Origin of the sequence: Streptomyces sp. NPDC006610 (assembly GCF_040611575.1) — a bacterium.
GTDB lineage: Bacteria > Actinomycetota > Actinomycetes > Streptomycetales > Streptomycetaceae > Streptomyces.
In genome coordinates this window covers 1-24837 of record NZ_JBEXOP010000012.1, presented here as the reverse complement: position 1 = coordinate 24837, position 24837 = coordinate 1, and the positions used below count along the sequence as shown (strand labels likewise).

Here is a 24837-nt window from a genome sequence, read left to right as displayed (position 1 = left end):
CTTGGCCGGACCACCCGGAATGGCCCGAGTGGGTGACAGTGCCGAACGCGCGTTCAGACAGGCGTCACGCCCGTCGGCGCGCCGCCTCGTACAGCACGATGCCCGCCGCCACACCGGCGTTGAGCGACTCGGCGCCGCCCGGCATCGGGATGCGCACCAGGAAGTCGCAGGTCTCCCCGACCAGTCGGGACAGCCCCTTGCCCTCGCTGCCGACGACGATCGCGACCGGCCCGGCCAGCGCCTCCAGGTCGTGCAGTTCGACGTCGCCGTCCGCGGCCAGTCCGACGACCGCGATCCCGGCCTTCTTGTACGCCTCCAGCGCCCGCGTCAGATTGGTGGCGCGGGCGACGGGCGTTCGGGCGGCCGTGCCGGCGGAGGTCTTCCAGGCGCCGGCGGTCATACCGGCGGCGCGCCGCTCGGGGACGACGACGCCGTGCCCGCCGAAGGCGGAGACGGACCGCACGACCGCGCCGAGGTTGCGCGGGTCGGTCACCCCGTCGAGGGCGACGACCAGCGGGTCCTCGCCGTCGTCGTGGGCGGCGGCGACCAGGTCCTCGGGGTGCGCGTACTCGTACGGCGGGACCTGGAGGACCAGGCCCTGGTGGTTCAGGCCGTTGGTCATCCGGTCCAGCTCGGGGCGCGGCGCCTCCATGAGGTTGATGCCGCCGCGCTCGGCCGCGAGCTGGAGCGCCTCGCGCACCCGCTCGTCGCTGTCGATGAACTGCTGGACGTACAGCGTGGAGGCGGGGACCCCGCCGCGCAGCGCCTCGACGACCGGGTTGCGCCCGACGACCAGCTCCGACGCGGAGCGCCCGCCCCCACGGCGCGCCTGCGAACGCCCCTGCGCCCGCCGGGCCTTCGCTGCGGCGGCGCGCTGCTTGGCGTGCCCCTTGCGCATCTCGGCGGGGGGCGTCGGACCCTTGCCCTCCAGCCCCCGGCGCCGCTGGCCGCCACTGCCGACCTGCGCGCCCTTCTTGCCGGACATGCGACGGTTGTTCGCGGCCATGATCTACCTGCTGTCTCTGTATCTCTTGCGATCCGTGCGATCCCTGCGATCCGTTGGATCCGCGCGATCTCTTGTGTGTGCGTGTGCTTGTGCGTGTGCTTGTGCGTGTACGGCGTACGTCCGCGGCGGCCGGGTCAGCGCCCGCCGAGGCTCCAGCGCGGGCCCTGCGGGCTGTCCTCGATGGCGAGGCCGGACTGGTTCAGCCGGTCGCGGATGGCGTCGGCGGTGGCCCAGTCCTTGCGGGCCCGCGCGGCCTCGCGCTGGTCCAGGACCAGCCGGACGAGGCTGTCCACGACGCCGTGCAGTTCCTCGCCGCGGCCGGTGCCGTCACCGGCCCAGTGCGCGTCCAGCGGGTCCAGCCCGAGGACGCCCAGCATGGCGCGGACCTCGGCGAGCCGCGCGACGGCGGCCTCCTTGTCGTCGGCGGCCAGGGCGCTGTTGCCCTGCCGGACGGTGTTGTGGACGACGGCGAGCGCCTGCGGCACGCCCAGGTCGTCGTCCATCGCCTCGGCGAAGGCGGGCGGCACCTCGACGGCGGCCTCGACGGGACCACCGGCCAGCTCCACCACGCGCTGCACGAATCCCTCGATCCGCGCGAACGCGGACTCGGCCTCGCGCAGGGCCTCCTCGCTGTACTCGATGGTCGAGCGGTAGTGCGGGGTGCCGAGGTAGTAGCGCAGCACGATCGGGCGCCAGGCCCTGACCATCTCGGAGACGAGCACCGAGTTGCCGAGCGACTTCGACATCTTCTCGCCGCTCATGGTGACCCAGGCGTTGTGCACCCAGTACCGCGCGAACTCGTCGCCGTAGGCGCGGGCCTGGGCGATCTCGTTCTCGTGGTGCGGGAAGATCAGGTCGATGCCGCCGCCGTGGATGTCGAAGACGGAGCCGAGGTACTTGTGCGCCATGGCGGAGCACTCCAGGTGCCAGCCCGGACGGCCCCGTCCCCACGGCGTCTCCCAGTCCGGCTCGCCGGGCTTGGCCGCCTTCCACATCGCGAAGTCGCGCGGGTCCCGCTTGCCGGTCTCGCCCTCCCCGGACGGCTGGCGCAGCTCGTCGAGGTCCTGCCGGGACAGCGAGAGGTAGTCCGGCAGGGAGCGCACGTCGAAGTAGACGTTGCCGTCGGCCTCGTAGGCGTGGCCGCGCTCGATGAGCGTCCGCATCATCTCGACCATCTCGGTGACGTGCCCGGTGGCGCGCGGCTCGTACGTCGGCGGGAGGCAGCCCAGCGCGTGGTAACCGTCGTTGAACGCGCGCTCGTTCTCGTAGCCGATGGACCACCAGGGGCGGTCCTGTTCGGCCGACTTGCGGATGATCTTGTCGTCGATGTCGGTGACGTTCCGGATGAACGTGACCTCGTAGCCGCGGTACGCGAACCAGCGGCGCATGATGTCGAAGTTCAGGCCCGAGCGGATGTGCCCGATGTGCGGGGCCGCCTGCACGGTGGCACCACACAGGTAGATCGAGACGCGGCCCGGCGTGAGCGGGGCGAAGTCACGGATCTGCCGGGCGCTGGTGTCGTACAGGCGAATAGTCACGCCTCCAGGGTAGTGGTCCGCGACGAGTGCCAGTGGCCGCACGCGGCGTCCGGCCACTCATTCGTGACGTTGCCGGAGGGCGGCGGGCGACCGGGACCCGGCACGCGCAGACCCGGCACGCGCAGACCCGGCACGCGCAGGCCCGGCACGCGCAGGCCCGGCACGCGCAGGCCCGGCACGCGCAGGCCCGGCACGCGCAGGCTGCCGGGCCGGGGGCCTCGGCAGCCGTCGGTCGTCGGTCGTCGGTCGTCGGCGGCGGGCAACGGCCATCCGTGGTCGGTCGCAGGCCGCGGCCGGTCGCGGTGATGCCGTCGGTGCCGCCGGCAGCGGTGGCGTGTCAGCAGTCGGCCGCAGGCCGCCGTCGACCGCGGTACCACGTCCACCGCGGTACCGCCGTCGGCGGTCGGCCCGCGTCAGCGGTGAACGGGCGTCATCGAGCGGTCGCGTTGCCGGTCGCGGACGGCACGCGCACCACCAGGGCCGTCGCCACCGCCATCAGGCCCTCGTCCCTGCCGGGGAAGCCGAGGCCGTCCGTGGTCGCGCCGGACACCGACACCGGCGCGCCGGCCGCCTCGGAGAGGATCTTCTGGGCCTCGTCCCGGCGCTTGCCGATCTTCGGCCGTGGTCCGATCACCTGCACGGCGACGTTCCCGATCCGGAAGCCCGCCGCGCGGACGATCCGGGCCGCCTCCGTCAGCAGCGTCACGCCCGACGCGCCGGACCACTCGGGCCGCCCGGTGCCGAAGTGCTGCCCCAGGTCGCCGAGCCCGGCGGCGGAGAACAGCGCGTTGCACGCGGCGTGCGCGACGACGTCCGCGTCGGAGTGACCGGCCAGTCCCGGCCCCTCGCCCTCCCACTTCAGGCCGGCGCACCACAGCTCCCGGCCCTCCTCGAAGGCGTGGATGTCGGTGCCGACGCCGACCTGGGGCAGCACGAGAACCTGCCCGGACTCGTGCCCGAACTCCTGCTCAGAAGCCATCGTTGAGCCTCCGGCGGGCCAGGACCGCCTCCGCCAGCACCAGGTCCAGCGGGCGGGTGACCTTGAAGGCCTCCTCGTGGCCGGGGACGACCACGACCCGCAGGCCGAGCCGCTCCACCATGCTCGCGTCGTCGGTGACATCACCGGTGACCGTCTCGTGGGCGCGCATCAGCGTCGCGCGGTCGAAGCCCTGCGGGGTCTGCACCGCGCGCAGCCGCGCCCGCTCCGGGGTGGCGACCACGGGCTCCGGCTCGCCGGGCGCCGCGGCCGGATCGACCTCCTTGACGGTGTCCGCGAGTGGCAGCGCCGGCACCACGGCCGGTGCGCCGTCGCGTACGGCGTCGATCACGGCGTCCACCGTGTCCACCGGCACCAAGGGGCGCGCGGCGTCGTGCACCAGCACGATGTCGTACCCGGGCGGCAGCGCGTCCAGGCCCAGTCTCACGCTCTCCTGCCGGGACTCCCCGCCGGGCACGACCAGGAAGTCGGTGCGCTCCGGCAGGGCGTGGGCGTCGAGCAGTGACTTGACCTCGCCGGCGCCGTCGGGCGGGGCGACGACGACCACGAGGGAGACGGCACGGGACGCGGCCAGGGCGCGGACCGCGTGGATGAGCATGGGCGTGCCGCCCAGCGCGCGCAGCGCTTTGGGAGCGCCCGGACCAAGCCGTACGCCCCGGCCGGCGGCCGGAATCACGGCGGCTACGCGCGGGGGCGCGGGTGCAGGGCGCGAATCGTCAGACATCGGTTCCCGTCAGGTTTGTGTGCTCGGCCTACGTGGGTATGGCCTGGGCGTACCCCGCGCGACCTCTTGACCGGACCCTTCCGTGACCCCTGGTCGAGCCGGTCGCCCGGGCCCGCAGGCACAGTACCGGGGGGACTCCTCTTCGGCGTACGGCTTCGAAGAGCCGACGGCCTCTCCGAGGCTCCGCGGCTCTACGAGGCTCCACGCGCGCGCAGGTCTCGGCATGCGCGCGATGCGTCATGGGCGCGGACATGCCGCAGCGCCCGGCGACGGCAGATGCGGGAGCTCTGCGTCATCGGGCACCGCGGCATTTCAGTGCGTCGGCTTCAGTGAGTGGCGTCGGCCGATGAACACCGGCCGACGAAGCCGATGTACGGGGCACGCTGCCCGCGTCAGGAGGCGAGCACCTCGTCGAGCAGGGCCTCGGCCTTGTCCTCGTTCGTGTTCTCCGCGAGCGCGAGCTCGCTCACCAGGATCTGGCGGGCCTTGGCGAGCATGCGCTTCTCACCGGCGGAGAGTCCGCGCTCGCGCTCACGACGCCACAGGTCACGCACGACTTCCGCGACCTTGATGACATCGCCGGAGGCGAGCTTCTCCAGGTTTGCCTTGTAGCGACGGGACCAGTTCGTGGGCTCCTCGGCGTACGGCGCGCGCAGCACCTCGAAGACCCGGTCCAGCCCGTCCTGACCGACCACGTCACGCACGCCCACGAACTCCGCATTGTCCGCCGGCACACGCACCGTGAGGTCACCCTGGGCGACCTTCAACACCAAGTAGGTCTTGTCCACGCCTTTGATCTGGCGAGTTTCGATGGCCTCGATCAGCGCGGCCCCGTGATGGGGATAGACCACGGTGTCGCCAACCTTGAACGTCATGTGACAGGTACCCCTTCCGTGGCTATCCAGAGTAACACGGATACGGCGTCTTCTGAATGGCGTTTTCGCAGGTCAGAGCATATCTCGGGGCTTGACAACAGCGACAGGGACGTGCTTCGCCGGACCCCCGGAACAAGGTATTCGCAGGTCGGAGCGGCTGCGCGGGGCGGGCGAAACGTCCACGTCGCCCACCTCCGACACCGCCGCCAACCGGCCGAACGTCCGCAAATGTCCGGTTCCATGAGTGCGACTTCCGCTACTCCGTTCGGCCGCCCGGCGACGGATCCGAGACGATTCAGGAATTGATCACACGCTGTCGCCGGCGCTCCTCTCGCGCCCGATCACCGGCTGATCACGGACGCCGGTTCACCCGGTGATCAATTCAACGACGGCCGTGCATTCCTTCACGGAAAATTCGCGCGCCGCCGGTGGGATTGTCTGCAACTGCTTATCCGAATGCGGTCGTGGGGACCGGACGCGGCGGGGGCCGGCGAGAAGCCGGGCCGGAGGCAGGCCGGGAGCAGCGGCGGGGCACACCCGGTGACGGGCCGGGGCGCGCCCGAGTGGCGGGGCGCGCCGGGGGAGGGCCGGGTGCGGCGCCGGGCGGACGGCTCGGTAACCTGAAGCCCGCTGACAGCCACTGAGGGCGGCTTTACAAGAGAGCCGCCCACTGCGTTCAAGGAGTTGCCGCCGCCGTGAGCAGCAGCCTTCGACGCGGCGCCCTCGCCGCCTCCGCCATCGCGTTCTCGATCGCCTCGCTCGCCGCCTGCGGCGCCGGCAACGACGCCCAGTCGCTGGTGATCCAGCCGGATCACGCGGCGGGCGGGGCCGGCGACATCAAGATCCAGAACGCCATCCTCATCACGCAGCCCGACCCGGAGGCGGCCGGCCCGGCCACCGTCTCCGCCACCGTCTTCAACTCCGGCGACAAGGCCGAGACGCTGGAGTCCATCACCGTGGACGGCTCGGGCTCCGTCGAGCTGTCCACGGCCAAGGGCGGCGGCCAGGTCACGGTCCCGGCGGGCGGCTCGATCGTCATCGGCGGCAAGGACAACGCCTCGGCCGTGATCGCCGACGGCGAGTCGCTGACCGACGGCGACGCCCACAAGGTCACCTTCTCCTTCAGCCAGACCGGCGACGTCACCCTGGAGGCCTTCATCGTCCCGGGCGAGGGCTACTACGCCTCGTGGGGCCCGTCCGATGTCCCGGCGACGCCGTCGGCCTCCGCGTCCCCCTCCGACGGGGCGACGGGCGAAGAGGGCACGGGCGAGGAGCACGCCGGCGAGGAGAGCGCCTCGCCGTCCGCGACCGGGAGCGGCACGCCCACCGACGCCGCGTCCGCGTCGGCGACGGAGTCGGCCGCGGAGGAGTCCGCGGGCCACTGAGCGGCCGTCGTACACCGGTCGGCCGTACACAGCAGCGCACGCGAAGGGCGGGCCTCCCCAGGGAGGCCCGCCCTTCGCGTTGGTGCTCTGTCACTGAGCGGCGAACCGCTCCGGCCGGTTTACGGCTCGAACTTGTAGCCGAGACCGCGCACGGTCACCAGGTAGCGCGGGGCGCCCGGGTCCGGCTCGATCTTGGCGCGCAGGCGCTTGACGTGGACGTCCAGCGTCTTGGTGTCACCGACGTAGTCGGCGCCCCAGACGCGGTCGATGAGCTGCATACGCGTCAGCACACGGCCCGCGTTGCGCAGCAGCATCTCCAGCAGGTCGAACTCCTTGAGCGGCAGGTCGACCTTGGAGCCGCCGACGGTGACCACGTGACGGTCGACGTCCATGCGGACCGGGCCGGCCTCCAGCGCCGCCGGGGTCACCTCCTCCGGCTCGCCGCGGCGGCGCAGGACGGCCCGGATGCGGGCGACCAGTTCTCGGGAGGAGAAGGGCTTGGTGACGTAGTCGTCGGCTCCTATTTCGAGACCGACGACCTTGTCGATCTCGCTGTCCTTGGCGGTGACCATGATCACCGGCACGTTGGAGCGGCCGCGCAGCTGGCGGCAGACCTCCGTGCCCGGGAGCCCGGGCAGCATCAGGTCGAGAAGGACGAGGTCGGCTCCATTGCGCTCGAACTCATCGAGGCCGTCGGGCCCGGTGGTCGCGACCGCGACCTCGAAGCCCTCCTTGCGGAGCATGTACGACAGGGCGTCGGAGAAGGACTCCTCGTCCTCGACGACGAGCACTCGGGTCACGGAAGGACCTCCGGGGCGGGAAGTGAGCTGTACGGGGGTGTGTCGGGGGACGCGTCCGCGGACTGTCCGTCCTCGTTGCCGAGGCCGGATCGCCGACGCTGCCGGTCACGGGCGGCGCCCGCCTCCGGCAGCCGCAGAGTGAAGGTGGAGCCCTGTCCCTCTGAACTCCACACCGTGACCTCCCCGCCGTGCGAGGCGGCCACGTGCTTGACGATCGCCAGGCCCAGCCCCGTACCGCCGGTGGCGCGGGAGCGGGCCGGGTCGACTCGGTAGAAGCGCTCGAAGATGCGCTCCTTGTCCTTGTCGGAGATGCCGATGCCCTGGTCGGTCACGGCGACCTCGATGACGTCGCCGCCGGCGCCGGAGACCCGGCGGGCGGCGATGCCGACGCGGGTGCGGGCCGGCGAGTAGTTGACGGCGTTCTCCACGAGGTTGCCCAGCGCCGCGGCCAGCTGGCTGCGGTTGCCGAACACGTGCAGGTCGGCGGTGCCGCCCGCGGCCATCGTGATCTGCTTGGTGGAGGCCGCGTGCCGGCACCGGTCGATGGCCTCGGCGACCAGTTCGTCCACCCGGACCGGCTCGGCGTCCTCCAGCGGGTCGTCGTTCTGGACCCGGGAGAGGTCGATCAGCTCCTGCACCAGGTTGGTCAGCCGGGTCGCCTCGATCTGCATCCGCCCGGCGAAGCGCTGGACGGCCTCGGGGTCGTCGGAGGCGTCCATCACGGCCTCGGACAGCAGGGAGAGCGCGCCGACCGGGGTCTTCAGCTCATGGCTGACGTTGGCGACGAAATCGCGCCGCACCGCTTCTATCCGGCGGGCCTCGGTGAGGTCCTCGACCAGGAGGAGCACCAGGCGCGAGCCGAGCGGGGCGACGCGGGCGGAGACGGCGAGGGCCTCGCCGCGGCCGCTGCCGCGCCGGGGCAGGTCCAGCTCGACCTGGCGTATCTCGCCGTCGCGCCGGGTGTCGCGGGCCATCTGGAGCATCGGGTCGACGGCCAGCCGGCCGCCGCGCACCAGACCGAGGGCGTACGCCGCCGAGCTGGCCTTGACGACGGCGTCGGCCTCGTCGAGGACGACCGCCGAGGAGCGCAGCACCGACAGCACGGTGTCCACGCCCGGCGGCAGCACCGGATCGGTGTGCAGGGAGGTACGGGTGGGTCGTTTCAGGTCGCGCTCGCTCCAGCGGAACGCCAGCATGGCGATCACACCGGTGAGCACACCGGCGATCGCTGCCGCTGCGGCGACCGCCGCGTTCACGTCCATGCCTCCAGGTTAGGCATGGGGTACCCGTTGCCCACAGCCGTACGAGGAGCAGCTCGAACACTCGTCGCCCAGAGTTCACCTTGGAGCCAGTGATGGTTCATTTGGGGTGGCGGATTCCGACGCGTTCAAGCCCGAACGTGGGAGCGTGGGGTTCGCAGCGCCAGTCTGAACCCCGAAAGCACGCACGAGAGGGAACCTGATGCGGGACGCGTACCACGAGGAACTGGACTCGATCGGCGACGACCTCGTCGAGATGGCCCGCCTGGTCGGGTCGGCGATCGGACGCGCCACGACGGCCATGCTCGACGCCGATCTGAAGCTGGCCGAAAGCGTCATCGAGGCCGACAAGAAGGTGGACGACCTCCAGCACAACCTGGAGGCCCGCGCCATAGCCCTGCTGGCCCGGCAGCAGCCGGTCGCCACCGACCTGCGGATCGTGGTCACCTCCCTGCGCATGAGCGCCGACCTGGAGCGATCCGGCGACCTCGCGCAGCACGTGGCGAAGCTCGCCCGGCTGCGCTTCCCGGAGCGCGCGGTCCCCCACGACCTGCACGCCACCATTCTGGAGATGGGCCAGCTCGCGCAGCGTCTGATGGCCAAGACCGCCGAGGTCATCGTCACCAAGGACATCGACCTGGCGCTCCAGCTGGAGACCGACGACGACGCGATGGACCTGCTCCACCGCACGCTGTTCCAGCACCTCATCGACGAGCGCTGGAAGCACGGCATCGAGACCGCGGTGGACGTCACCCTGCTCGGCCGCTACTACGAGCGCTTCGCCGACCACGCGGTGGCCGTCGCCAAGCGCGTGGTCTTCCTGGTCACGGGCGAGCACGCGGACGACTTCCAGCCGGACATCGAGCCGTCGACCGGGGTGGAGGGGGCCTGATCGCGCGGGCTCCCGGCTCACGGGGTCCGGGCAGGGCGCGGTTTCGCCCCAATGCGCCGTTGATGCGCCCGGCGGGTCGGGCTTCCAATGGGCAGGGCACACCAGCCTCCAGGAGGGTCCCATGGCCGAATCCCCGAGCACCCCGCCGAACCCCGCCCAGCCCCGCGACACCGACCAGCCGGCCGACATCAGGAACCTCCCTCTGATCGCGGCGTGCGGCTGCGGCTCGGGCTGCACGTGCGGGTGCCAGTCGGGCAGCCCGTGCCAGTGCGGCTGACGGCCTCATCCCGGTTCCGGTTCTTTCCGGTTCTTCCGGTTCTTTCCGGCCGTACGGCGATGAAGGACCCGGTGCGCGTGACGCACCGGGTCCTTCGCCGTCGTCGTAGCCCAGGCCTCCCGGTCGCCCCCGCCTCCGAACAGGCGGAGCATGGGAAACAACCGAGTCGAGCGGAGGTGCGTGGTCATGCCCGAGTTCATGGACGTCCACCACAACATGCGGGGCATCACGGCGGCCCAGCTTCACGAGGCCCACCAGGCCGACCTGGCGATCGGGGGCGACGAAGGAGTCCACTTCAAGCAGGCCTGGGCGGACCCGGAGTCCGGCGTCGTCTACTGCCTCTCGGAGGCGCCGTCGGCCGACGCGATCCAGCGGGTGCACGAACGGGCGGGACACAGGGCGGACGAGATCCATCCGGTGCCGCTGAGGGTGTGACGCGGGAGATCCTGCCGTTTCAGGGCGAACGGAAGCCCACCGCCGGCCCGGCCATCGCCGCCGTTTCCTCCCGCTCAGGTGAGGTCCGAGAGATCCTCCTCGGTGAGAGTGATCGACCCGGCGGCGGTGTTCTCCTCCAGGTGGGCGAGAGAACCGGTTCCGGGGATGGCCAGGGTGACGGGTGAGGCCGCGAGCAGCCAGGCCAGGGCGATCTGGGGAACCGTGGCGCCGTGCCGGTCCGCGACCTTGGCGATGCGGTCGCCGGCGAGGTCGCTCAGGCCGCCCCCGAGCGGGAAGAACGGCACGTAGGCGATGCCTGCCTCCTCGCAGGCGGCCAGCAGCTCGGTGTCGTCGCGCTTGGCCGCGTGGAAGTGGTTCTGGACGGCCGAGACGGGTGCGATCGTTCGGGCTTCGGCCAGGTGGCCGGTGTCGACGTTGCTCAGGCCGAGGTGCCGGATCAGGCCCTCTTCGCGCATCGCCGCCAGTGCCTCGAAGCGTGCGGCGACGGATTGGCCGTGCGGTGGCGGCTCGATGCCCCCGATGCGCAGGTAGACCAGTTCGAGGCGGTCCAATCCGAGGGTTTCGAGGTTCTCCTCGACCAGTGTTCGCAGATCTGCCGGGTCGGTGATCTCCGTCATGCCACCGTCGGGCGTGCGTGCCGGGCCGACCTTGGTGGCGATGACCAGACCGGTCGGGTAGGGGTGAAGGGCCTCACGGATCAGGGCGTTGGCTCGCACCGTGCCGTCGCCACTGGTGTAGAAGGCCGCGGTGTCGATGTGGTTGACGCCGAGTTCCACGGCGCGGCGCAGGACGGCACGACCGGTTGCGGGATCGCGGGCCGGGCCGTGGAAACTGTCCGTGGGCAGGCGCATGGCCCCGAAGCCGATCCGGTTGACCAGCAGGTCACCACCGAGTGGGAAGTCATTGCTCATGAACTCAGCTTCCGCGGCGGGGTGTTCGGGCTGCGAGCCCGTGGCAGCTTCTTGCCGTCGGGCACAATGGCACGGTGGCAGAGATGGTGACGATCCGTGGTGACCTGGAGCTCCTCGCTCGCACCGAGCACCTTTTCTCCTCCGTCCAGGAGGAGTTCATCTGTGCCGCCCGCGATCTCAGCACCTGGTCCCGTCCCGGAGCCCGGCAGACCGCCCGCGACCTGCTGGAAAGCGGCGGCACTCGGGGCGTCCGCAAGCTCTTCAGCCCAGCCGTGCTGGCCGACGAGCGCAGCCGCGAACACCTGCGCGAGATCATGGGCGGTGGCGTCCGGGTACGGATCGCCGCCACCGCTCTCCCCCACGAGACGATCGTCATCGACCGCCGGTTCGCCATCCTCGCCGGCTTGCATGCCCCTGAAGGCCGCGAGTACACCCTGACCACCGCATCGGGCCTGGTCGGCAGCGTTTACGCGCTGTTCGAAGCCGCCTGGGAGACGGCCACCGACCTCACGGCCTTCCTCCACGGCGACCAGCCCCGTCTCGATGCCGAGAGCCGCAAGGTCCTTCGGGCGCTGGGATCGGGCGCCACCGACGAGAGAGCCGCACGGGAGCTGGGCATGTCCCTGCGAACATACCGGCGCCGGGTCGCCGAACTGCTCAACGCCCTCGACGCGGGTTCACGATTCCAGGCCGGAATGCGCGCGGGCGAACTGGGCCTGAACGGCTGAGACGTCGACCGGCGGAGACCGCCCGCCTGTGCGGCCCGCTTCCCCGGACACGTCGCACCGACGCAGCCTGATCCGACCACGGCCCGACCGGGCACCCGACTGCCCCGAGCTGGGTAAGCCCCCCACCAGCGGAGAATCCGCAGGCAGGGGGCTGATCGGTGACGCGTTACTTCTTCTTGCCCTGGGTGTTGTCGGGGATCTTGGCGACCTGCGTTTTCCCTGCTCAGACGCGGCGGGGTCGTGCGCCTGGTGGTCGTCGTTGGTCATCATTGGCCACTGTCGAGCGACCTCGGACGGCCCAGGGGCGGCCCAGCTCCTCGGTCTGAGTGGGCCGCCCGCCAGCCTCAGCGCGAGGGGCGCCTCTTCGGGGGAACCGGACCCGGGATCACATCCTTGCCAAGGTGTTCCTTGATCAGGTACTTGAGTTCCGGCCCTTCGATGAGCTGGAGCCGACCATGTTGGCGGGCAAAGTCGTGGCTGGCCCTGCCGAACCACGATGTGGTGATCAGGACCCCCTTGGCAGCACGCTTGTGCTCGACCACTCCGGCGAGCGCCTGAACGGACTCAACACCCACGAGCTTGCTGTAGCGCTTCGCCTGAATGATGCACTCACCGTTGAAGACGGGGTCCTTGCTGACGGCCACCGCGTCAACGCCCTCGTCTTTGGACGCCTGAGTGTTCCAGGCCTCCATGCCGATCGCCTCAAACAGTTGGCGAATCAGGTGCTCGAACTCGGTGGGCGTCAGCTTCACCAGTACGGGCCTGCTGTCCAGGCCGGCGACTACATCCATGCTGTCCATGAGCCGGTACTTCGACAGGTCGAACTCGACGATGGGACGGATCGGTTCGAGATCGTATGGGTTGGGCGACACCAGAGCGTTGAGTCCCCTGAGGCACTGCGCTGGATCAACCTGACTGAGGCGGAGCTTCCCGAACTGCTCCCTGCTGGCGCTGAGCGTCACTAGACAGGGTGAGACCTCCTGACCGGTGGCCCGATCGATGGTTCTCACATGGCCGTTCAAAATCACGCCATTGACGATCCGGTCTGGATCGCTCGTCAGGACCTCGTGCACTGTCCTTAGAGCGACTTGTGCCAGGACGGAGGCGTAGATCCCCTTGCGCTCCTTCTCTGGACGAGGCAGCACCGTCGTCTCGTCTCGGTTCTTCACGTACCGGTAGCCCCGCGCGGTAGGAACGATCGCCTCGGGAGGCAAGTGGATCTCAACGAGTACGTCACCGGTGGCAGGCCGAAAGGCGATCCGATGCTCGTGGGGGAAGCCCAACGGATACTCCGACGCATCCAGAACCGCCCCTAGATGAGCCTCGACGGCCGCGGGCTCCCCAGCCCTGTACGCCTCGCGCTCCTCGTCCAACTTCCCGTTGAAGGCCGCCACCTCGTCAAGGGCCTGCGCTTCGGCTTGGCGGTGCTCGGCACGCTTCTGCTCCAGCGTTGCCAGCCGCTTCTCCTCGGCTCGCCTGTGGCGCTCTTGTGCCTCGCCGAACCGCGCACGAGCCTCGGTAACCTGAGCTTCATAGCGCTTCCTGCCAAGACCCAGGACAGCAGCCAGACCGCCGGGCTCGGGTGGTGCGAACTCCTCCCAGCGCGGCGAAGGCTCCGGCCGAGACCAAGGACGCTCGTCTAACTTCCTCGGCTTGTGAGTCCTCCGCCGGCGCTCAAAGGTCGTCGGCGGATCGCCAACCAGCGCGTTGCGGAGCAACTGCCCGAGCCGCTCGACCTCGTGTTCGACCCCGATCGTGCGAACCCGCGCCTGCTCTGCCTGCTGCTCCTGATACGCAACCTTCCGCTCGCGCTCCTGCCGCTTGCTAGCCGTCTCAGCGGCCTTGCGTTCCCGCTCTACTTGCCGGGTCTTTTGCTCCTGGGCACGTCGTAACGCTTGCTGCTGCCGCTGATAGTCGGTGCCTCGGCCGCTACCCCGTTGCGCCACCTGTTTACCCCTCCCCTGGCCCTACTCCGCCACAGGGCTGCATTCCCCTTCCACATCGCAGAATCACGCAGGGCAGGGGTGTCACCTCAGACCGACCGCTCGGTGCATCGCTGACTCAGGTCGTCTGTACCTCGACCGACGACGGTCAGCCACGATGGCGAGTCTGCCGACCGACCGGGCGCGCGTGTGCCTCGCTGCACCCCCACCGGCCTCAGCCACGCTATTGGTGCCGTCGACCACAGCAAGCCGTGACGGCGGCGGCCTGGTGATGAGACCTTGGGACCGTGACTTCTTCGTCTCGAAGCAACTCGGGTGAGGGCTCTGCCTTGAGCTGGTGTGCCCCTCACCTGCACTGATGGTGCGTAGGTGTTCGAGCTCGTCCGCCGGTGTTCGTCGGCGTTGTCACGCAGTTAGACACTCGCTGGCTGGGGAGCTTGGTGGTCTTCCCTTGCACAAGGCGATCTTGGTGCATCCTCGTACCCACCTGAACGTGAACCTTGGGAAGGCCCTCGCCAGAGGGGCGGTATGCGGAGCCGTTCGCGCGAGGCGTGATGCCGAGCTTCCAGCGGTCTCGGTCCACACCACAACGTACGTCGTCATGATGCCAGCGAGTGCGCCGGCTATAGCACTCAGAGGTGCAGCCCCAGTCCATATGCCCCCTCAAGGAGACCGGGAGGCGAATATTTGTTCGCATACAGTGCGTCACTGTTAAACCAGTTCCCATAGTCGACTTACCGTGCTACAAATCCCTTTACTGTCGCTGGGGGGGATGTGGTGAGTCATGACGGAAAAGGTCCAAACGCTGCGTTTCAACTGCTTCCTGTTGAGGGAAGGGCTTGAATCGCCCGAGCAAGCGTTGAGGTCGCAGTACCGCCCCGGCGGCACCTCCGGCATGATGAAGCTCGCCGAGTCGACGTTAGCCCCGGATGGCTGTGTCGCTTATTTGCGAGACATGTCCCCGAACACTCCGGCTTGGGCAAAACTCCTCTCGCCCGTCTTTCCCGAATTGGAGACGGTGGAGAACTTCTCGAATCGGCTAGTCATTTTCCTCCCTGTAAGAGATCGCACATTTGCACTCTGCTTCGGATACGGAAGTTCCACCCTTGAGTGGTCTTGGATTGAGGCGAACTTTGGCCTCAAGTTCGCTGCTCGTCGATTTGACAGTAAGGCCATGAGTGGAATTGGGAGTCGTAGAATTGACTCCTCCGCGCGATCTCAGTGGGTTCAGATTCCCGTGAACTCCTCAATTAGCGATTTTGAGGTTGAGCTAGATGGCGAGTTCACTCGAAAACTCGTAGGTAGACTCGACTCAGGGGTAGAGTTTCCTGACCTTGGTGCAGTTGTCGCAACAGATTCTGTTTCTTTCAAACTAGACACGGACCTGAATAAGGTTCGTGAGACTCTGAAAAAGATGCTCGACACTGCTGAAACGGGTTCGACATCGAAAGACCTTGCCTTCATAGATTCGCTCGAACCTCTGCGAATCAAGAGCGAAATAGTCAAGGATCTAGAGAAGCTGCTCGTCGATGAACTCTTCGAGTCGCGTGCTCGTAAACCTCAAGGATCCCCGCTTAACGAGCTGGACGTCAGCGAATTGGCAGTACACATCCTCTCCGTCGCTCCCCCGGACGACGTGTCGGTGGAGAATATTCACGACTTCATTTTGTATAGGAATGACCAGTCTCAGGTGTTCGACACGATGAACCTGGATGGGCTAAGGGAAGCACTGTTTGGATTTCCCGGAAAGTTTGGCGTCTCCAGCCTCGCCGACATTAAGGTGCAGGCTCGCGACACGAACGGCCAAGCTGTGAGCATGGCCAAGCCCTTGAAGCACTGGCTCATTTTTGAGGCGGGAGATAGAGACAAACGCTATCTGCTAACACTGGGGAAGTGGTATGCGCTCGCAGAAAAATACGCTGAGAAGCTAGACCAAGATCTAGTTCAAATAGAGGACGTTACATCCATCCTTAAGCTGCGCACGTGGGACGATTGGGGCTACCGGAAGAACTGGGAAAAGCACTACAACGTTAAGGCGACCGAGGGCAGGTCCGATCTAATATGCCTCGATAGGCATCCGATCTTTGCCGAGGATGGCGATCAAGTCGAGGCTTGCGACCTCTTGCACTCAGACGGCTATCTGATTCATGTGAAGCAGTATACGGGCAGTCAAACTCTGAGCCATCTCTTCTCCCAGGGATTCGTTTCTGCTCAAACAATCATCTCAGACGCCGCGTACAGAAATGACTTTATAGAGGCTGTGCGGTCGATCAATTCTCGTTTCGTTGACGCGGCAGCCCTCACACCCCCTAGATTCGTCACCTATGCCATAGCGTTCGACGGGAAGCAGCAACTCCCTAAAGATCTGCCAACCTTCAGCAAGGTCAACCTTCGCAGCTTCAGTAAGCGAGTCAAGCTATTGGGCTCCGTGGCGACGCTCGCCCGGATACAGATGACGTTTAAGCCGAAGGCAAAGGAAAAAGAGGACTGACCGATGGCTTTTATCCCGCGGGGAGCAGAACACCCGTAACTCGCGGGGCGTGGTACCTCGGCAGAACAGGTTTTTCAGGTCAGAAGCGTATTCGGCTCGCACCACTGCCAGTTCTCCGGGCTAGGGATGGTGGTACCCGTGTCGCAGATCGGGTCTCATTGAGCGGCCTACCACGGCCCGGCCCAGTGAATACTACTCCCTGGATGCCAGCCACCAATGAGCAGCCACAACCGATCGCAGCGGTCGCGGCCTGTAGCCCCCACGACTGTGCAGGACTCGGCCTGAAGGCCGGCAAGACGAAAAACCCAAGTCTTGTTTGTGATCCTGTGGCAGCATGTGAGCATGCAAAAGCCATTGCAGCGTGCCGTCAGATTGGCCGTGGAGGCTGCCTCTACGGCTTTTCCCGCTCCGGACTCAAAGCCGTGGGATTACGGATGGTGTAGTGAAACGTATCGACGCTCACCTGAGGCGTCAATCAGCTCTCCGAAGGGCCCGATTTCCCTGACTGAGACGGGACTTGAGAAATATGAAGAGCTGATGGATCTCCTGCAGAAGCAACAACAAATACGCGAGCGATGGGATCTGGAGGAGCTATGGGGATTAATTGCAACTCTGGTCGCGCTCCTGTCTGAGGTGGAAAATCCGGAAGGCGTGGCTGAGAGAAATTTCGGTACGGTGTTCTCTTGCGAGCCGTCGATCGCTGTTTTCTCGGTGGCTAACATCGACTGGGAGGGGCCACCTCTACGCCTAGCGAAAAATTGTCTTATAGGCGTACTGGACGAGTCATTCGCCAGCAGCCTTGAGGAAATTGGCGGCAGGGCCAGTGCTGCCGTCTCGTCGGTGAAGGAGTACGCGGAACAACAATCTCATCGGCGCCCCGTGATCGGATTCGCTGCGATGGTTCCGGGACAGCGAACCGAGGCCTTCAATCAGGCTCAGCGAAGTCTAGAGCTAGTCATAGATCTCGCGATTCTTCTCGAGCAGAAGAAGCAGGAGCACGCCCTTTACTCTGTTCGCGGGGCTTCGAACAGACCCGGCGCGCGGGGACTGACTCTTGACCGAACGGTTATTCATCAGGCCATGAAGGCGTCAGGCGACGGTTCGGATCTTTCCTGTGAACCACTTATTACCGACGCGCTTGGTGTTTTTAAGCCGAGCTTCTGGTATAGCGCGGAACGTGTCCCGCTGGAACGCCTACTGTGTGACGATAAACTAGCTCATGCAGTAAATAAATGCCTGGAGGGCAAGACTAATATAACGAGGCGAATACAAGTTGCTGCGCGATGGTTTTCAGAGAGTTTCTGGTCGATAGCGAACGACGACTCAGCTCTGGCGGCTGGCGTTGCGCTAGATTCTCTGGTGGGTGCCCGATCCGGACTTCCGGGGCGAGCAATGAAAGAACGGTTTGCCTTCCTGGAGGCGGTGCCCCGAGATCGACCACTTAGGGCGCGAGAGTATGATGCAATATATTCTGCGCGGAGCGCTATCGCTCATGGCGGTGAAAGCCCGAGGGTTCGAGAAGGCGATTTTGTTCGTGAAATGCAGAATGCCGTCACTTGGGCGGCGTGGAGGCTATTGGCGGCCGAGCGTGAATTCAACTTGCGGGACAATAAAGATTTGGAAGCGTTGTTCGATGATCTGAGGTGGGGAACGAGGAGTTGGGGGAGCTAGGAACGATAGGTCGGCGGAGCGGCTTTGGGCTGGAGCTGCTTTGGCGCGAGTGATCATGGCCCCGTAAGCTTGCGGCGCGTCGGGCAGTCTGTGGACCTGCCCGGTAAAGCACGACGTTGGGGCCATGATCTGCGAGGCTCGCGCCAAAGTGGCTGCCTAAAGCCGTGGAGCCGACCGCCCCAGCCACGAGGTACGCCTTCTCTGACGTCAGGTGGCTGGTTGCTATGCGCGCGGCACGGGCGCCGGCCGGGCTGGAGCGGGGCGGAGACAGGAGCGCAGGCCCGGCCGGGGGCCGGGCCGCGCGCGGTGAGCGGAGCGAGCCGCCTTGAACCAGTAGAGAAAGTTGTAACTCAGTCTGCTCGGTGGGGCTTGAAGCTTCGTGTGCATGCTGGGAGTTCGGCGTCCTGCCGGTGTGCGAGGGGCAGGAAGAGCACTGGTCGGATCGTCCAGGTGATGCGGACGTCGGCATGGGTGATGGTCACCGTGCAGGGCTCGGAGCGCATCAGGGCTCTGCGGGTCTCGGCGCGCTCTTCGTACAGCCACGTCCACGCTTCGTCCGACGCGTCGGAGTCGAGCGCCGGTGAGATGGTGCGGAGAGCGATGGCTACCCAGCGGTCTGCCTGGGATGCCGAGTATGCGTCGAACGATGCCAGGCGCGCCGGCCCTCCCGTGCCGGTGACTTGCTCGGTCCAGCATTCGCACCAGTAGCCGCGGGCGGGCCCGTTCATGGGGTCCCTCCCGCCGGGTAGGCCAGCAGCACGTAACGGGTGCTCTCGTCGTAGAGGGTGAGTTGGTACCCCGTGCCGCTGGTCAGGTAGGCGAGGGCCCGTTCGTGTTCGGCCTCGTCTGTCAACCAGTGCAGGCCCGGCTGTGCGTATGCGGCGTCGAGCTGGTCGGTGATGTGCTGCGCGCGCTCGCGTAACCAGCGCAGTGCCAGGCGTGGGCTCGTGGCGTCGTGTGATCCCAAGGGGATGGAACAGACCTCGTTCAACGGATAGGCGGCGGCTCGGCATCGGTAGGGGAGGGGCCGGCTGCCTGTGCTCAGCGCTGCGGGAGGAGCGGACGTCAGCACGGGTGTCCTCCTGCGGGGCCGGTCTCGGTGAAGAGTTCCGCGGTGACCGTGTGGCCGCCGTGGCTGCCGTGGACGACGACCCGGTGAGCGAGTGCGCTGACCATGCCCAGGCCCCGGCCGTGCTCCGCCTCCTGGTCCTGGTGCTCGACCTTCGGTGCGGTGCCGGTGCCTCCGTCGTCCGTGACGGACAGGGCGATCACCTGCGGGGAGACCGCGAGGGCCAGATGGAAGCTGCCGGATGTCTGGCCGCTGGCCGTGTGGAGGATCGCGTTCGCGCTCAGCTCGCTGACGATCAGCTCGGCGTCCTCCGCCAGCGGTGAGCCTCGCAGGATGTCGCGGGTCCAGCGGCGGGCCCTGCTGACCTCTTCCGGGAATCCTGGGCAACTGAGCCCCCAGACCCGGGCGCTACTCGTATACTCGTGCATACAAGTCCCTTCGTGCTGGTAGGCCGCCATGTGCAGCGGGTTCGGGCTAGACGAGTTTCACGCCGTCGTGGGCGCGGACGGCCGGCGGGGACGCCGCGTCGAGTGCGTCAAGGACGCGGATCGCGTACGCCTCGTCGGCGAGTTCGATGACTTCTTCGCGGGTGGCCCAGCGCAGTGCGTGGGTCTCGTCCCCCGTGGTGGGAGTACCGTCGGCCGCCTGGCAGCGGAAGACGAGGGAGACGATCAGGCCCGTCATGTTCTTGTAGACGCCGGTCAGGGTCGCGGGAAGCTCGATCTTGATGCCGGTTTCTTCGAGGACTTCACGCTGGAGGGCTTCGGGGATGGTCTCCTCGCGTTCGAGGACTCCGCCCGGGGGCTCCCACTTACCGTTGTCGCGGCGCTTGATCAGGAGGGCCCGGCCTTGGTCATCGACGATGACCCCGGCGACGCTCACGGAGTGCGGGCGTTCTGTGCTCACGTTCCTCGGCCCTCTCGGCTGATTAGGCTCTCCACCGTAGCAACAACACTCGCCCACTCGTCTAGATACCTAAAGGAGTACGCATGGCGTCTCTACCGAGCCTTCTCGGCGGCCTCGACCCCACCAGCGATCGCGCGGTCTTCCGGCAGATCGCCGACCAGCTGCGCGAGGCCATCGACCGTGGGCGATTCAAGGAGGGGGAGAAGCTGCCCTCCGAGGCTGAGCTGGTCGAACACTACGGGGTCTCCCGGATGACGGTCCGGAACTCCTTCTCGATCCTCCAGGGCGAGGGCCTGGTGCACGCCGAGCACGGTAAGGGGGTCTTCGTCCGGCCCCGGCCTCCGGTGCGCCGCCTCGCCTCCGACCGGTTCGCCCGCCGTCACCGCGAGCAGGGCAAGTCCGCGTTCATCGTGGAGGCCGATGCCGCCGGCAGTCACCCCACCGTGGACAGCCTGGAGGTGAAGGAGGAGAAGGCCGGCCAGGACATCTCCACCCGGCTCGGGTCCGTGCGGCGCGTGCTCGCCCGGCGTCGCCGGTACCTGCTCGACGGCCGGCCGGTCGAGTTCGCCACGTCGTACCTCCCGCTCGACATCGCCCGCGGTACGCAGATCGCCGAACCCAACCCGGGCCCCGGCGGCATCTACGCCCGCCTTGAGGAACTGGGCCACCAGCTCGACCACTTCGAGGAGGAGATCCGGGCCCGGATGCCCTCGCCGTCCGAGGTGAAGACGCTGCAACTGGCCTCCGGTGTGCCGGTGATCCACCTGATCCGCACCGCCTTCGACACTGCGGGGCGGGCCGTGGAGGTCTGCGACACAGTGATGGCGGCGGACGCGTACGTCCTCTCCTACCAGCTCCCGGCGACCTGATCGGCGGTGCGCGAGGCCACTTCCCCGGACTCGTACACACCGACACGCATACTCGTATAGACGAGTGAGCAAGTTGTGTGGCAAGGTGATCCCGTTCCCGGCGCCGTCGGGTTCGAAGGATGCATCTTGTCTAGACGAGTAGATGGGAAGAAGCCTTGCGCACCATCCGTGTGGAGACCTCGGCCGCGACGATCCTGCTGACCGAGGCGCCCGAGCCCAAGGTCCGCGACCGGCAGTCGGGCGAGATCGCGAAGGACGCCGTCAGCGGTGAGGCGCTGATGACCATCGGCGTCGTGTACATCGAGGAGGGGGAGTCGTCCCTGATCAAGGTGACCGTTCCGGAGAGCGGGGTGTCGGAAGGGCTCGCCCTCGGTGCCCCGGTTTCCCTGCCGGGCCTGATCGCCCGGCCGTGGGAGAGCGTGTTCAACGGCCAGCAGCGCCACGGCATCGCCTTCCGGGCCGCCGCCGTCACTCCGGCCGCCTTCCCGGCCGCCGTAGGGGCGTCGGCCTGATGACCGACCTGGCAACGCTTCTGGAGGTGGGTTGTCCCGTCGCCGCGCTCGGCGGTGGGGCCGCCTACGCCCGGGCGCGACACCCCGGCGTCTACTGGTCCACGGTCGGCTTACCGGTGTCCACGGTCCGGCTGCTCAGCTCCTACGGCTCCGTCATGGAGGCGTGCGGGCTGACCGTGGCCCCCTCCCGGCTGCGGGTCCTGGCGGTCAAGGCCACGACCCGCCGTGAGGTCCGGCCCGTACCACCGCGCCGGGGGATCATCCGCCCGACCACGACGGGGCTGCGGGTCCGCCTGCGGCTCGCCCCGGGGCAGGAACCCGCCGACGTGGCCGCCTCCGCCGAACGACTGCGGCACGCCTGGGGCGTCCACGCCGTCTACGTGACCACGGTCAAGCCGGGCGTGGTCGAACTGCGGCTCGTCGGCTTCGACGTACTACGGCGGGTACGCATGCCGCGCAAGCTCCGCCCGGACCTGCTACGGGTGCCGGTCGCGCTGCGCGAGGACGCCACTCCGTTCGTACGCGACTACCGCACCGTTCCGCACCAACTCACCCTCGGCGCCACGCTGTCCGGCAAGTCCATGTACCTGCGTCACCTCGTCACCGGCCTCGCCCGTCAGCCCGTCGCCCTGGTCGGCATCGACTGCAAGCGGGGCGTGGAACTGGCGCCCTTCGCCCCACGCCTGTCGGCGCTCGCCACCGACCCGGAGCAGGCCGCCGAGCTGCTGCCCGTGCTCATCAAGGAAATGGAGGACCGGTACGACCTGATCAAGGCCCGGCAAGGCATCGCACCGAGCACACAGAACGAGGAGATCACCTCCGACATCTGGGGCCTGCCCGAGCACGAACGCCCGGTGCCCGTCGTGCTGTTCGTCGACGAGGTGGCCGAACTCTTCCTCGTCGCAACGAAGAAGGACGAGGAACGCCGGGACGAGATGGTCACCCAGCTCATCCGGCTCGCCCAGCTCGGCCGGGCCGCCGGCATCTACCTGGAGGTCTGCGGCCAGCGCTTCGGTGCCGAGCTGGGCAAGGGCGCGACCATGCTGCGGGCCCAGCTGACCGGCCGCGTCTGCCACCGCGTCAACGACGAAGCCTCCGCCAAGATGGCCCTCGGCGACATCGCCCCCGAAGCGGTCTCCGCCGCCTGCGCCATCGCTCCCGAACGGCCCGGCCTCGCCGTGGCCGGTGACACCTCCGGCGGCTGGTCCCGCATCCGCACGCCGTACCTCTCCCTCGGCGATGCCGCCGAGACCTGCCGCGAGTCGGCCCACCTGGTCCCCGACCTACCCGCGCTCAAGCCCTTCCGGCCCGACGTGCCCGTACGGCCGCCCGCCGAGACACCGGGCCCGGTCGTGCGGCCCCACCCGGTGACCGACTGACCCGCGCCCGCGCTCATCCCCGGTCGGCGTGACCACCTCACGCCACGTCTCTACCCCTCCCATGCCCGAACCTGGAAGGAGCCGCAGCATGCGCGCCCACCTGGCCCGTGTCGACGCGGTGCTCGTCCAAGCGGTCATCGCCGCCGCGCTGTCCTTCGCCCACCTGCACGACGTCGCCTCGGCGGCCGGACAGGACGGGTGGAAGGCGTGGGCCTATCCCGTCTCGGTCGACCTGCTGCTCGTCGCCGCCTGGCGCCGACTGCGGTCCGGCGACGCGAAAGCGGCCGGGTGGTGCTGGTTCCTGATCGCCCTCGCCGCGTCCCTCGGCGCCAACGTCGCCACCGCCGGACTGCTCGACCTGGACCACGTGCCGGCCTGGCTCCGCATCCTCGTCGCGGGCTGGCCCGCGGTCGCCTTCCTCGGCGGAACCCTTCTGGTCCACTCGTCGCCGACCACGCACGACGAGACCAGTGACGCCGTGGGACAGGAGACGCCCGAGGACATCGAGGACCAGGAGGACGCGCCCGATCCTGCACCGGAACCCCCGGAGCCTCCGGCAATCGAGTCGGCACTGGTTCCGCCTCCGACCCCGGCCTCGCCACCGGTCGCCGTCCCGGCCGCCCTGGTCGAGCACGCCCGCAAAGTCGCCGCCGAGCACCACGCCCGCACCGGAACGGCCATCGACGCCCCGACCCTGCGCGCCCGCCTCGGCGTCCCGCCACCCATGGCCGACGCCATCGCCGCCCAGCTCTGAGAGGAGACCCACATGAGCGCCAACCGCCGCTTCCGCTCCGTCACCCGCATCGGCCCCGTCCAGGTCGGCACGTCCTACGACGGTCGCGGCCGGGAGAAGCACACCGCCGCCTGCACGGCCCCGCGCTGCGGCTTCTCCGCCGACTACGACAGCCGCGCCGCCGCCGAACTGGCCGCCCGTACCCACCGCTGCCCCGTCCGCTGAAAGGACCCGCACACCGTGACCGTCAGCCTGCCGCTCGTTGTCCTCCTCGGCTTCTTCGCCTGGGGAGCGGTCAAGTTCCTCGGCGTCCGCACGTGGATCGTCATCCTGATCGCCCTCTTCGGCTTCTGGCTCTCGGACACCTTCCTGGCCCCGGCCATCGAGTCCGGCACGCGCTCCGGCGTGGACATCGTCAACGGCTCACATGACTAGACGAGTAGGTAAGGAGAGCTTCGCCGTGTTCCTGCCCAAGTACCCCGACAGCCCGACGCCGCCGCCCGCACACACCCACACCGTGGCCGACCAGGTGCCCGCTCGGCGGCCTGCCCCTCAGATCTCCGTCAGTACCGGAGCGGTCGCGGCCGTCCTCGTCGGCGGCGTCGTGCTGACCGCGCTCCTGGCCGCCGTCGCCGTCACGGCCGTCTCCGTGGCCGTCGCCGCCGTGGTCCTGCGCTCGCTGCTGCGCGACCAGCACCGCCGCTGACGCACCGGACCCCCGGGGCGGCCTCGATACCGCCAAGCATCCGCCGCCCCGGGGGCCGTCTCCCTCCAGCCGAACCAGAAGGAGAAAGCCATCATCACCCGCGCCACTCCGCCCCCGCTCCACGAACTCGGCGAACTGGCCGCCCTCGGCACCATGCCTGCACTCCTGCGCCAGCTCGCCGGTCTCGGCGGCTGCACGCACCCGATCCGCCTCGACGGCCACCGCACCGAGTACGCCGTCGACACCCGCACCGGCGAGATCGGCAACGTCCTCCACCACCTCGACTCCTCCAGCCTCCCAGCCGATCACCTCCTGGTCCGCTGCAACAACCGCCGCACCACCCGGTGCGCGGCCTGCGCCGAGGTGTACCGCCGCGACACCTTCCACCTGATCACCTCCGGACTGCGCGGCGGCAAGGGCGTCCCCGAACGCGTCGCCGCCCACCCGCGCGTCTTCGCCACCTTCACCGCCCCGAGCTTCGGCCCGGTCCACAACCGCCCCACCGGCCCGACCGGATCGGCCCGCCGCTGCCGCTGCGGCGCCCTCCACGACCAGGACGACCCCGCCCTCGGAACCCCGCTCGACCCGGACACCTACGAATACGAAGCGGCCGTGCTCTGGAACGCGCACGCCGGTCCGCTGTGGCGGCGCTTCTCCATCTACCTGCGCCGGGAAGTCGCCAAGCGCGCCGGACTCACCCAGCGGGCCTT

The 24837-nt window shown here is 68.3% G+C and carries 27 protein-coding genes; 14 read left to right on the top strand and 13 right to left on the bottom strand.

The annotated features are described in order from the left end of the window. Window positions 1-64: 64 nt before the first annotated feature. From rlmB to ABZY13_RS12280, 5 genes are all read right to left on the bottom strand, one after another. Window positions 65-1006, bottom strand: a complete 942-nt coding sequence (gene rlmB / locus ABZY13_RS12300; RefSeq protein ID WP_356629576.1) for a 23S rRNA (guanosine(2251)-2'-O)-methyltransferase RlmB — start codon at window positions 1004-1006, stop codon at window positions 65-67. A gap of 134 nt (window positions 1007-1140) precedes the next feature. Then, the gene (gene cysS / locus ABZY13_RS12295) at window positions 1141-2544 is read right to left on the bottom strand and encodes a cysteine--tRNA ligase (protein ID WP_356629574.1); all 1404 of its coding nucleotides are present in this window, start codon (window positions 2542-2544) and stop codon (window positions 1141-1143) included. Between the two features lie 430 nt (window positions 2545-2974). After that, window positions 2975-3523, bottom strand: coding sequence for a 2-C-methyl-D-erythritol 2,4-cyclodiphosphate synthase (ispF, locus tag ABZY13_RS12290; RefSeq protein WP_356629572.1), 549 nt, complete (start codon window positions 3521-3523; stop codon window positions 2975-2977). Next, window positions 3513-4265 carry a 2-C-methyl-D-erythritol 4-phosphate cytidylyltransferase gene (gene ispD / locus ABZY13_RS12285; protein ID WP_356629570.1) on the bottom strand — a complete coding sequence of 251 codons (753 nt, stop codon included), beginning with the start codon at window positions 4263-4265 and terminating at the stop codon, window positions 3513-3515. Before ispD ends, ispF begins: the two co-directional genes overlap by 11 nt. 392 nt (window positions 4266-4657) lie before the next feature. Then, complete coding sequence (locus ABZY13_RS12280; protein ID WP_003953493.1) at window positions 4658-5140, bottom strand: CarD family transcriptional regulator; 483 nt, start codon at window positions 5138-5140, stop codon at window positions 4658-4660. A 695-nt stretch (window positions 5141-5835) separates the two neighbouring features. On the opposite strand from ABZY13_RS12280, the gene ABZY13_RS12275 reads away from it, so the two are divergent. After that, window positions 5836-6525, top strand: a complete 690-nt coding sequence (locus tag ABZY13_RS12275) for a copper chaperone PCu(A)C (RefSeq protein ID WP_356629568.1) — start codon at window positions 5836-5838, stop codon at window positions 6523-6525. A 119-nt stretch (window positions 6526-6644) separates the two neighbouring features. On the opposite strand, the gene ABZY13_RS12270 is transcribed toward ABZY13_RS12275, so the two are convergent. After that, window positions 6645-7325: a response regulator transcription factor gene (locus ABZY13_RS12270; protein ID WP_356629566.1), complete on the bottom strand. Its 681-nt coding sequence runs from the start codon at window positions 7323-7325 to the stop codon at window positions 6645-6647. Then, window positions 7322-8587: an ATP-binding protein gene (locus ABZY13_RS12265; protein WP_356629564.1), complete on the bottom strand. Its 1266-nt coding sequence runs from the start codon at window positions 8585-8587 to the stop codon at window positions 7322-7324. The genes ABZY13_RS12270 and ABZY13_RS12265 overlap by 4 nt, the downstream gene beginning before the upstream one ends. A gap of 199 nt (window positions 8588-8786) precedes the next feature. Here ABZY13_RS12265 and phoU point away from each other — a divergent pair, with 199 nt between their 5' ends. Next, a complete protein-coding gene (gene phoU, locus ABZY13_RS12260; protein ID WP_356629562.1) occupies window positions 8787-9476 on the top strand; it encodes a phosphate signaling complex protein PhoU in 690 nt (229 codons plus the stop codon). 463 nt (window positions 9477-9939) lie between these two features. Further along, the gene (locus tag ABZY13_RS12255) at window positions 9940-10188 is read left to right on the top strand and encodes an SCO4226 family nickel-binding protein (protein WP_356629560.1); all 249 of its coding nucleotides are present in this window, start codon (window positions 9940-9942) and stop codon (window positions 10186-10188) included. Between the two features lie 74 nt (window positions 10189-10262). On the opposite strand, the gene ABZY13_RS12250 is transcribed toward ABZY13_RS12255, so the two are convergent. After that, window positions 10263-11120, bottom strand: coding sequence for an oxidoreductase (locus ABZY13_RS12250; RefSeq protein WP_356629558.1), 858 nt, complete (start codon window positions 11118-11120; stop codon window positions 10263-10265). An 83-nt stretch (window positions 11121-11203) separates the two neighbouring features. Here ABZY13_RS12250 and ABZY13_RS12245 point away from each other — a divergent pair, with 83 nt between their 5' ends. After that, window positions 11204-11848, top strand: a complete 645-nt coding sequence (locus tag ABZY13_RS12245; RefSeq protein ID WP_356629866.1) for a DNA-binding response regulator — start codon at window positions 11204-11206, stop codon at window positions 11846-11848. Window positions 11849-12192: 344 nt separating this feature from the next. Here the strand turns inward: ABZY13_RS12245 and ABZY13_RS12240 are convergent, their stop codons facing one another. Continuing rightward, window positions 12193-13794: a restriction endonuclease gene (locus ABZY13_RS12240; protein WP_356629556.1), complete on the bottom strand. Its 1602-nt coding sequence runs from the start codon at window positions 13792-13794 to the stop codon at window positions 12193-12195. Between the two features lie 781 nt (window positions 13795-14575). Here ABZY13_RS12240 and ABZY13_RS12235 point away from each other — a divergent pair. Together ABZY13_RS12235 and ABZY13_RS12230 are read left to right on the top strand one after the other, a co-directional pair. Next, window positions 14576-16282, top strand: coding sequence for a DUF6119 family protein (locus tag ABZY13_RS12235; protein WP_356629554.1), 1707 nt, complete (start codon window positions 14576-14578; stop codon window positions 16280-16282). Between the two features lie 537 nt (window positions 16283-16819). Then, entirely contained in the window at window positions 16820-17953 is a 1134-nt protein-coding gene (locus ABZY13_RS12230; RefSeq protein WP_356629552.1) for a hypothetical protein, read from the top strand. A gap of 350 nt (window positions 17954-18303) precedes the next feature. Here ABZY13_RS12230 and ABZY13_RS12225 read toward each other — a convergent pair whose 3' ends face one another. The 4 genes from ABZY13_RS12225 to ABZY13_RS12210 form a co-directional block, all read right to left on the bottom strand. Beyond that, complete coding sequence (locus ABZY13_RS12225) at window positions 18304-18681, bottom strand: hypothetical protein (RefSeq protein WP_356629550.1); 378 nt, start codon at window positions 18679-18681, stop codon at window positions 18304-18306. Beyond that, window positions 18678-18920 (bottom strand): hypothetical protein, encoded by a 243-nt coding sequence (locus ABZY13_RS12220; protein ID WP_356629548.1) that lies wholly within the window; start codon window positions 18918-18920, stop codon window positions 18678-18680. Before ABZY13_RS12220 ends, ABZY13_RS12225 begins: the two co-directional genes overlap by 4 nt. A gap of 98 nt (window positions 18921-19018) precedes the next feature. Further along, entirely contained in the window at window positions 19019-19450 is a 432-nt protein-coding gene (locus ABZY13_RS12215) for an ATP-binding protein (RefSeq protein ID WP_356629547.1), read from the bottom strand. Window positions 19451-19496: 46 nt separating this feature from the next. Next, window positions 19497-19904 carry an NUDIX hydrolase gene (locus ABZY13_RS12210; protein WP_356629864.1) on the bottom strand — a complete coding sequence of 136 codons (408 nt, stop codon included), beginning with the start codon at window positions 19902-19904 and terminating at the stop codon, window positions 19497-19499. A gap of 107 nt (window positions 19905-20011) precedes the next feature. On the opposite strand from ABZY13_RS12210, the gene ABZY13_RS12205 reads away from it, so the two are divergent. From ABZY13_RS12205 to ABZY13_RS12170, 8 genes are all read left to right on the top strand, one after another. Beyond that, entirely contained in the window at window positions 20012-20797 is a 786-nt protein-coding gene (locus ABZY13_RS12205) for a GntR family transcriptional regulator (RefSeq protein WP_356629545.1), read from the top strand. A 155-nt stretch (window positions 20798-20952) separates the two neighbouring features. Continuing rightward, window positions 20953-21309 carry a hypothetical protein gene (locus ABZY13_RS12200; RefSeq protein ID WP_093799846.1) on the top strand — a complete coding sequence of 119 codons (357 nt, stop codon included), beginning with the start codon at window positions 20953-20955 and terminating at the stop codon, window positions 21307-21309. Next, complete coding sequence (locus ABZY13_RS12195) at window positions 21309-22688, top strand: FtsK/SpoIIIE domain-containing protein (protein WP_356629542.1); 1380 nt, start codon at window positions 21309-21311, stop codon at window positions 22686-22688. Before ABZY13_RS12200 ends, ABZY13_RS12195 begins: the two co-directional genes overlap by 1 nt. Before the next feature lie 88 nt (window positions 22689-22776). Continuing rightward, window positions 22777-23442: a DUF2637 domain-containing protein gene (locus ABZY13_RS12190; RefSeq protein ID WP_356629540.1), complete on the top strand. Its 666-nt coding sequence runs from the start codon at window positions 22777-22779 to the stop codon at window positions 23440-23442. Window positions 23443-23454: 12 nt separating this feature from the next. Further along, a complete protein-coding gene (locus ABZY13_RS12185) occupies window positions 23455-23646 on the top strand; it encodes a mobile element transfer protein (protein ID WP_004986816.1) in 192 nt (63 codons plus the stop codon). A 15-nt stretch (window positions 23647-23661) separates the two neighbouring features. Continuing rightward, complete coding sequence (locus tag ABZY13_RS12180) at window positions 23662-23856, top strand: hypothetical protein (RefSeq protein ID WP_356629538.1); 195 nt, start codon at window positions 23662-23664, stop codon at window positions 23854-23856. Between the two features lie 25 nt (window positions 23857-23881). Further along, window positions 23882-24127 carry a hypothetical protein gene (locus ABZY13_RS12175; protein ID WP_053914013.1) on the top strand — a complete coding sequence of 82 codons (246 nt, stop codon included), beginning with the start codon at window positions 23882-23884 and terminating at the stop codon, window positions 24125-24127. 153 nt (window positions 24128-24280) lie between these two features. Continuing rightward, the coding region (locus ABZY13_RS12170; RefSeq protein ID WP_356629536.1) for a replication initiator at window positions 24281-24837 on the top strand (557 nt) is incomplete at its 3' end.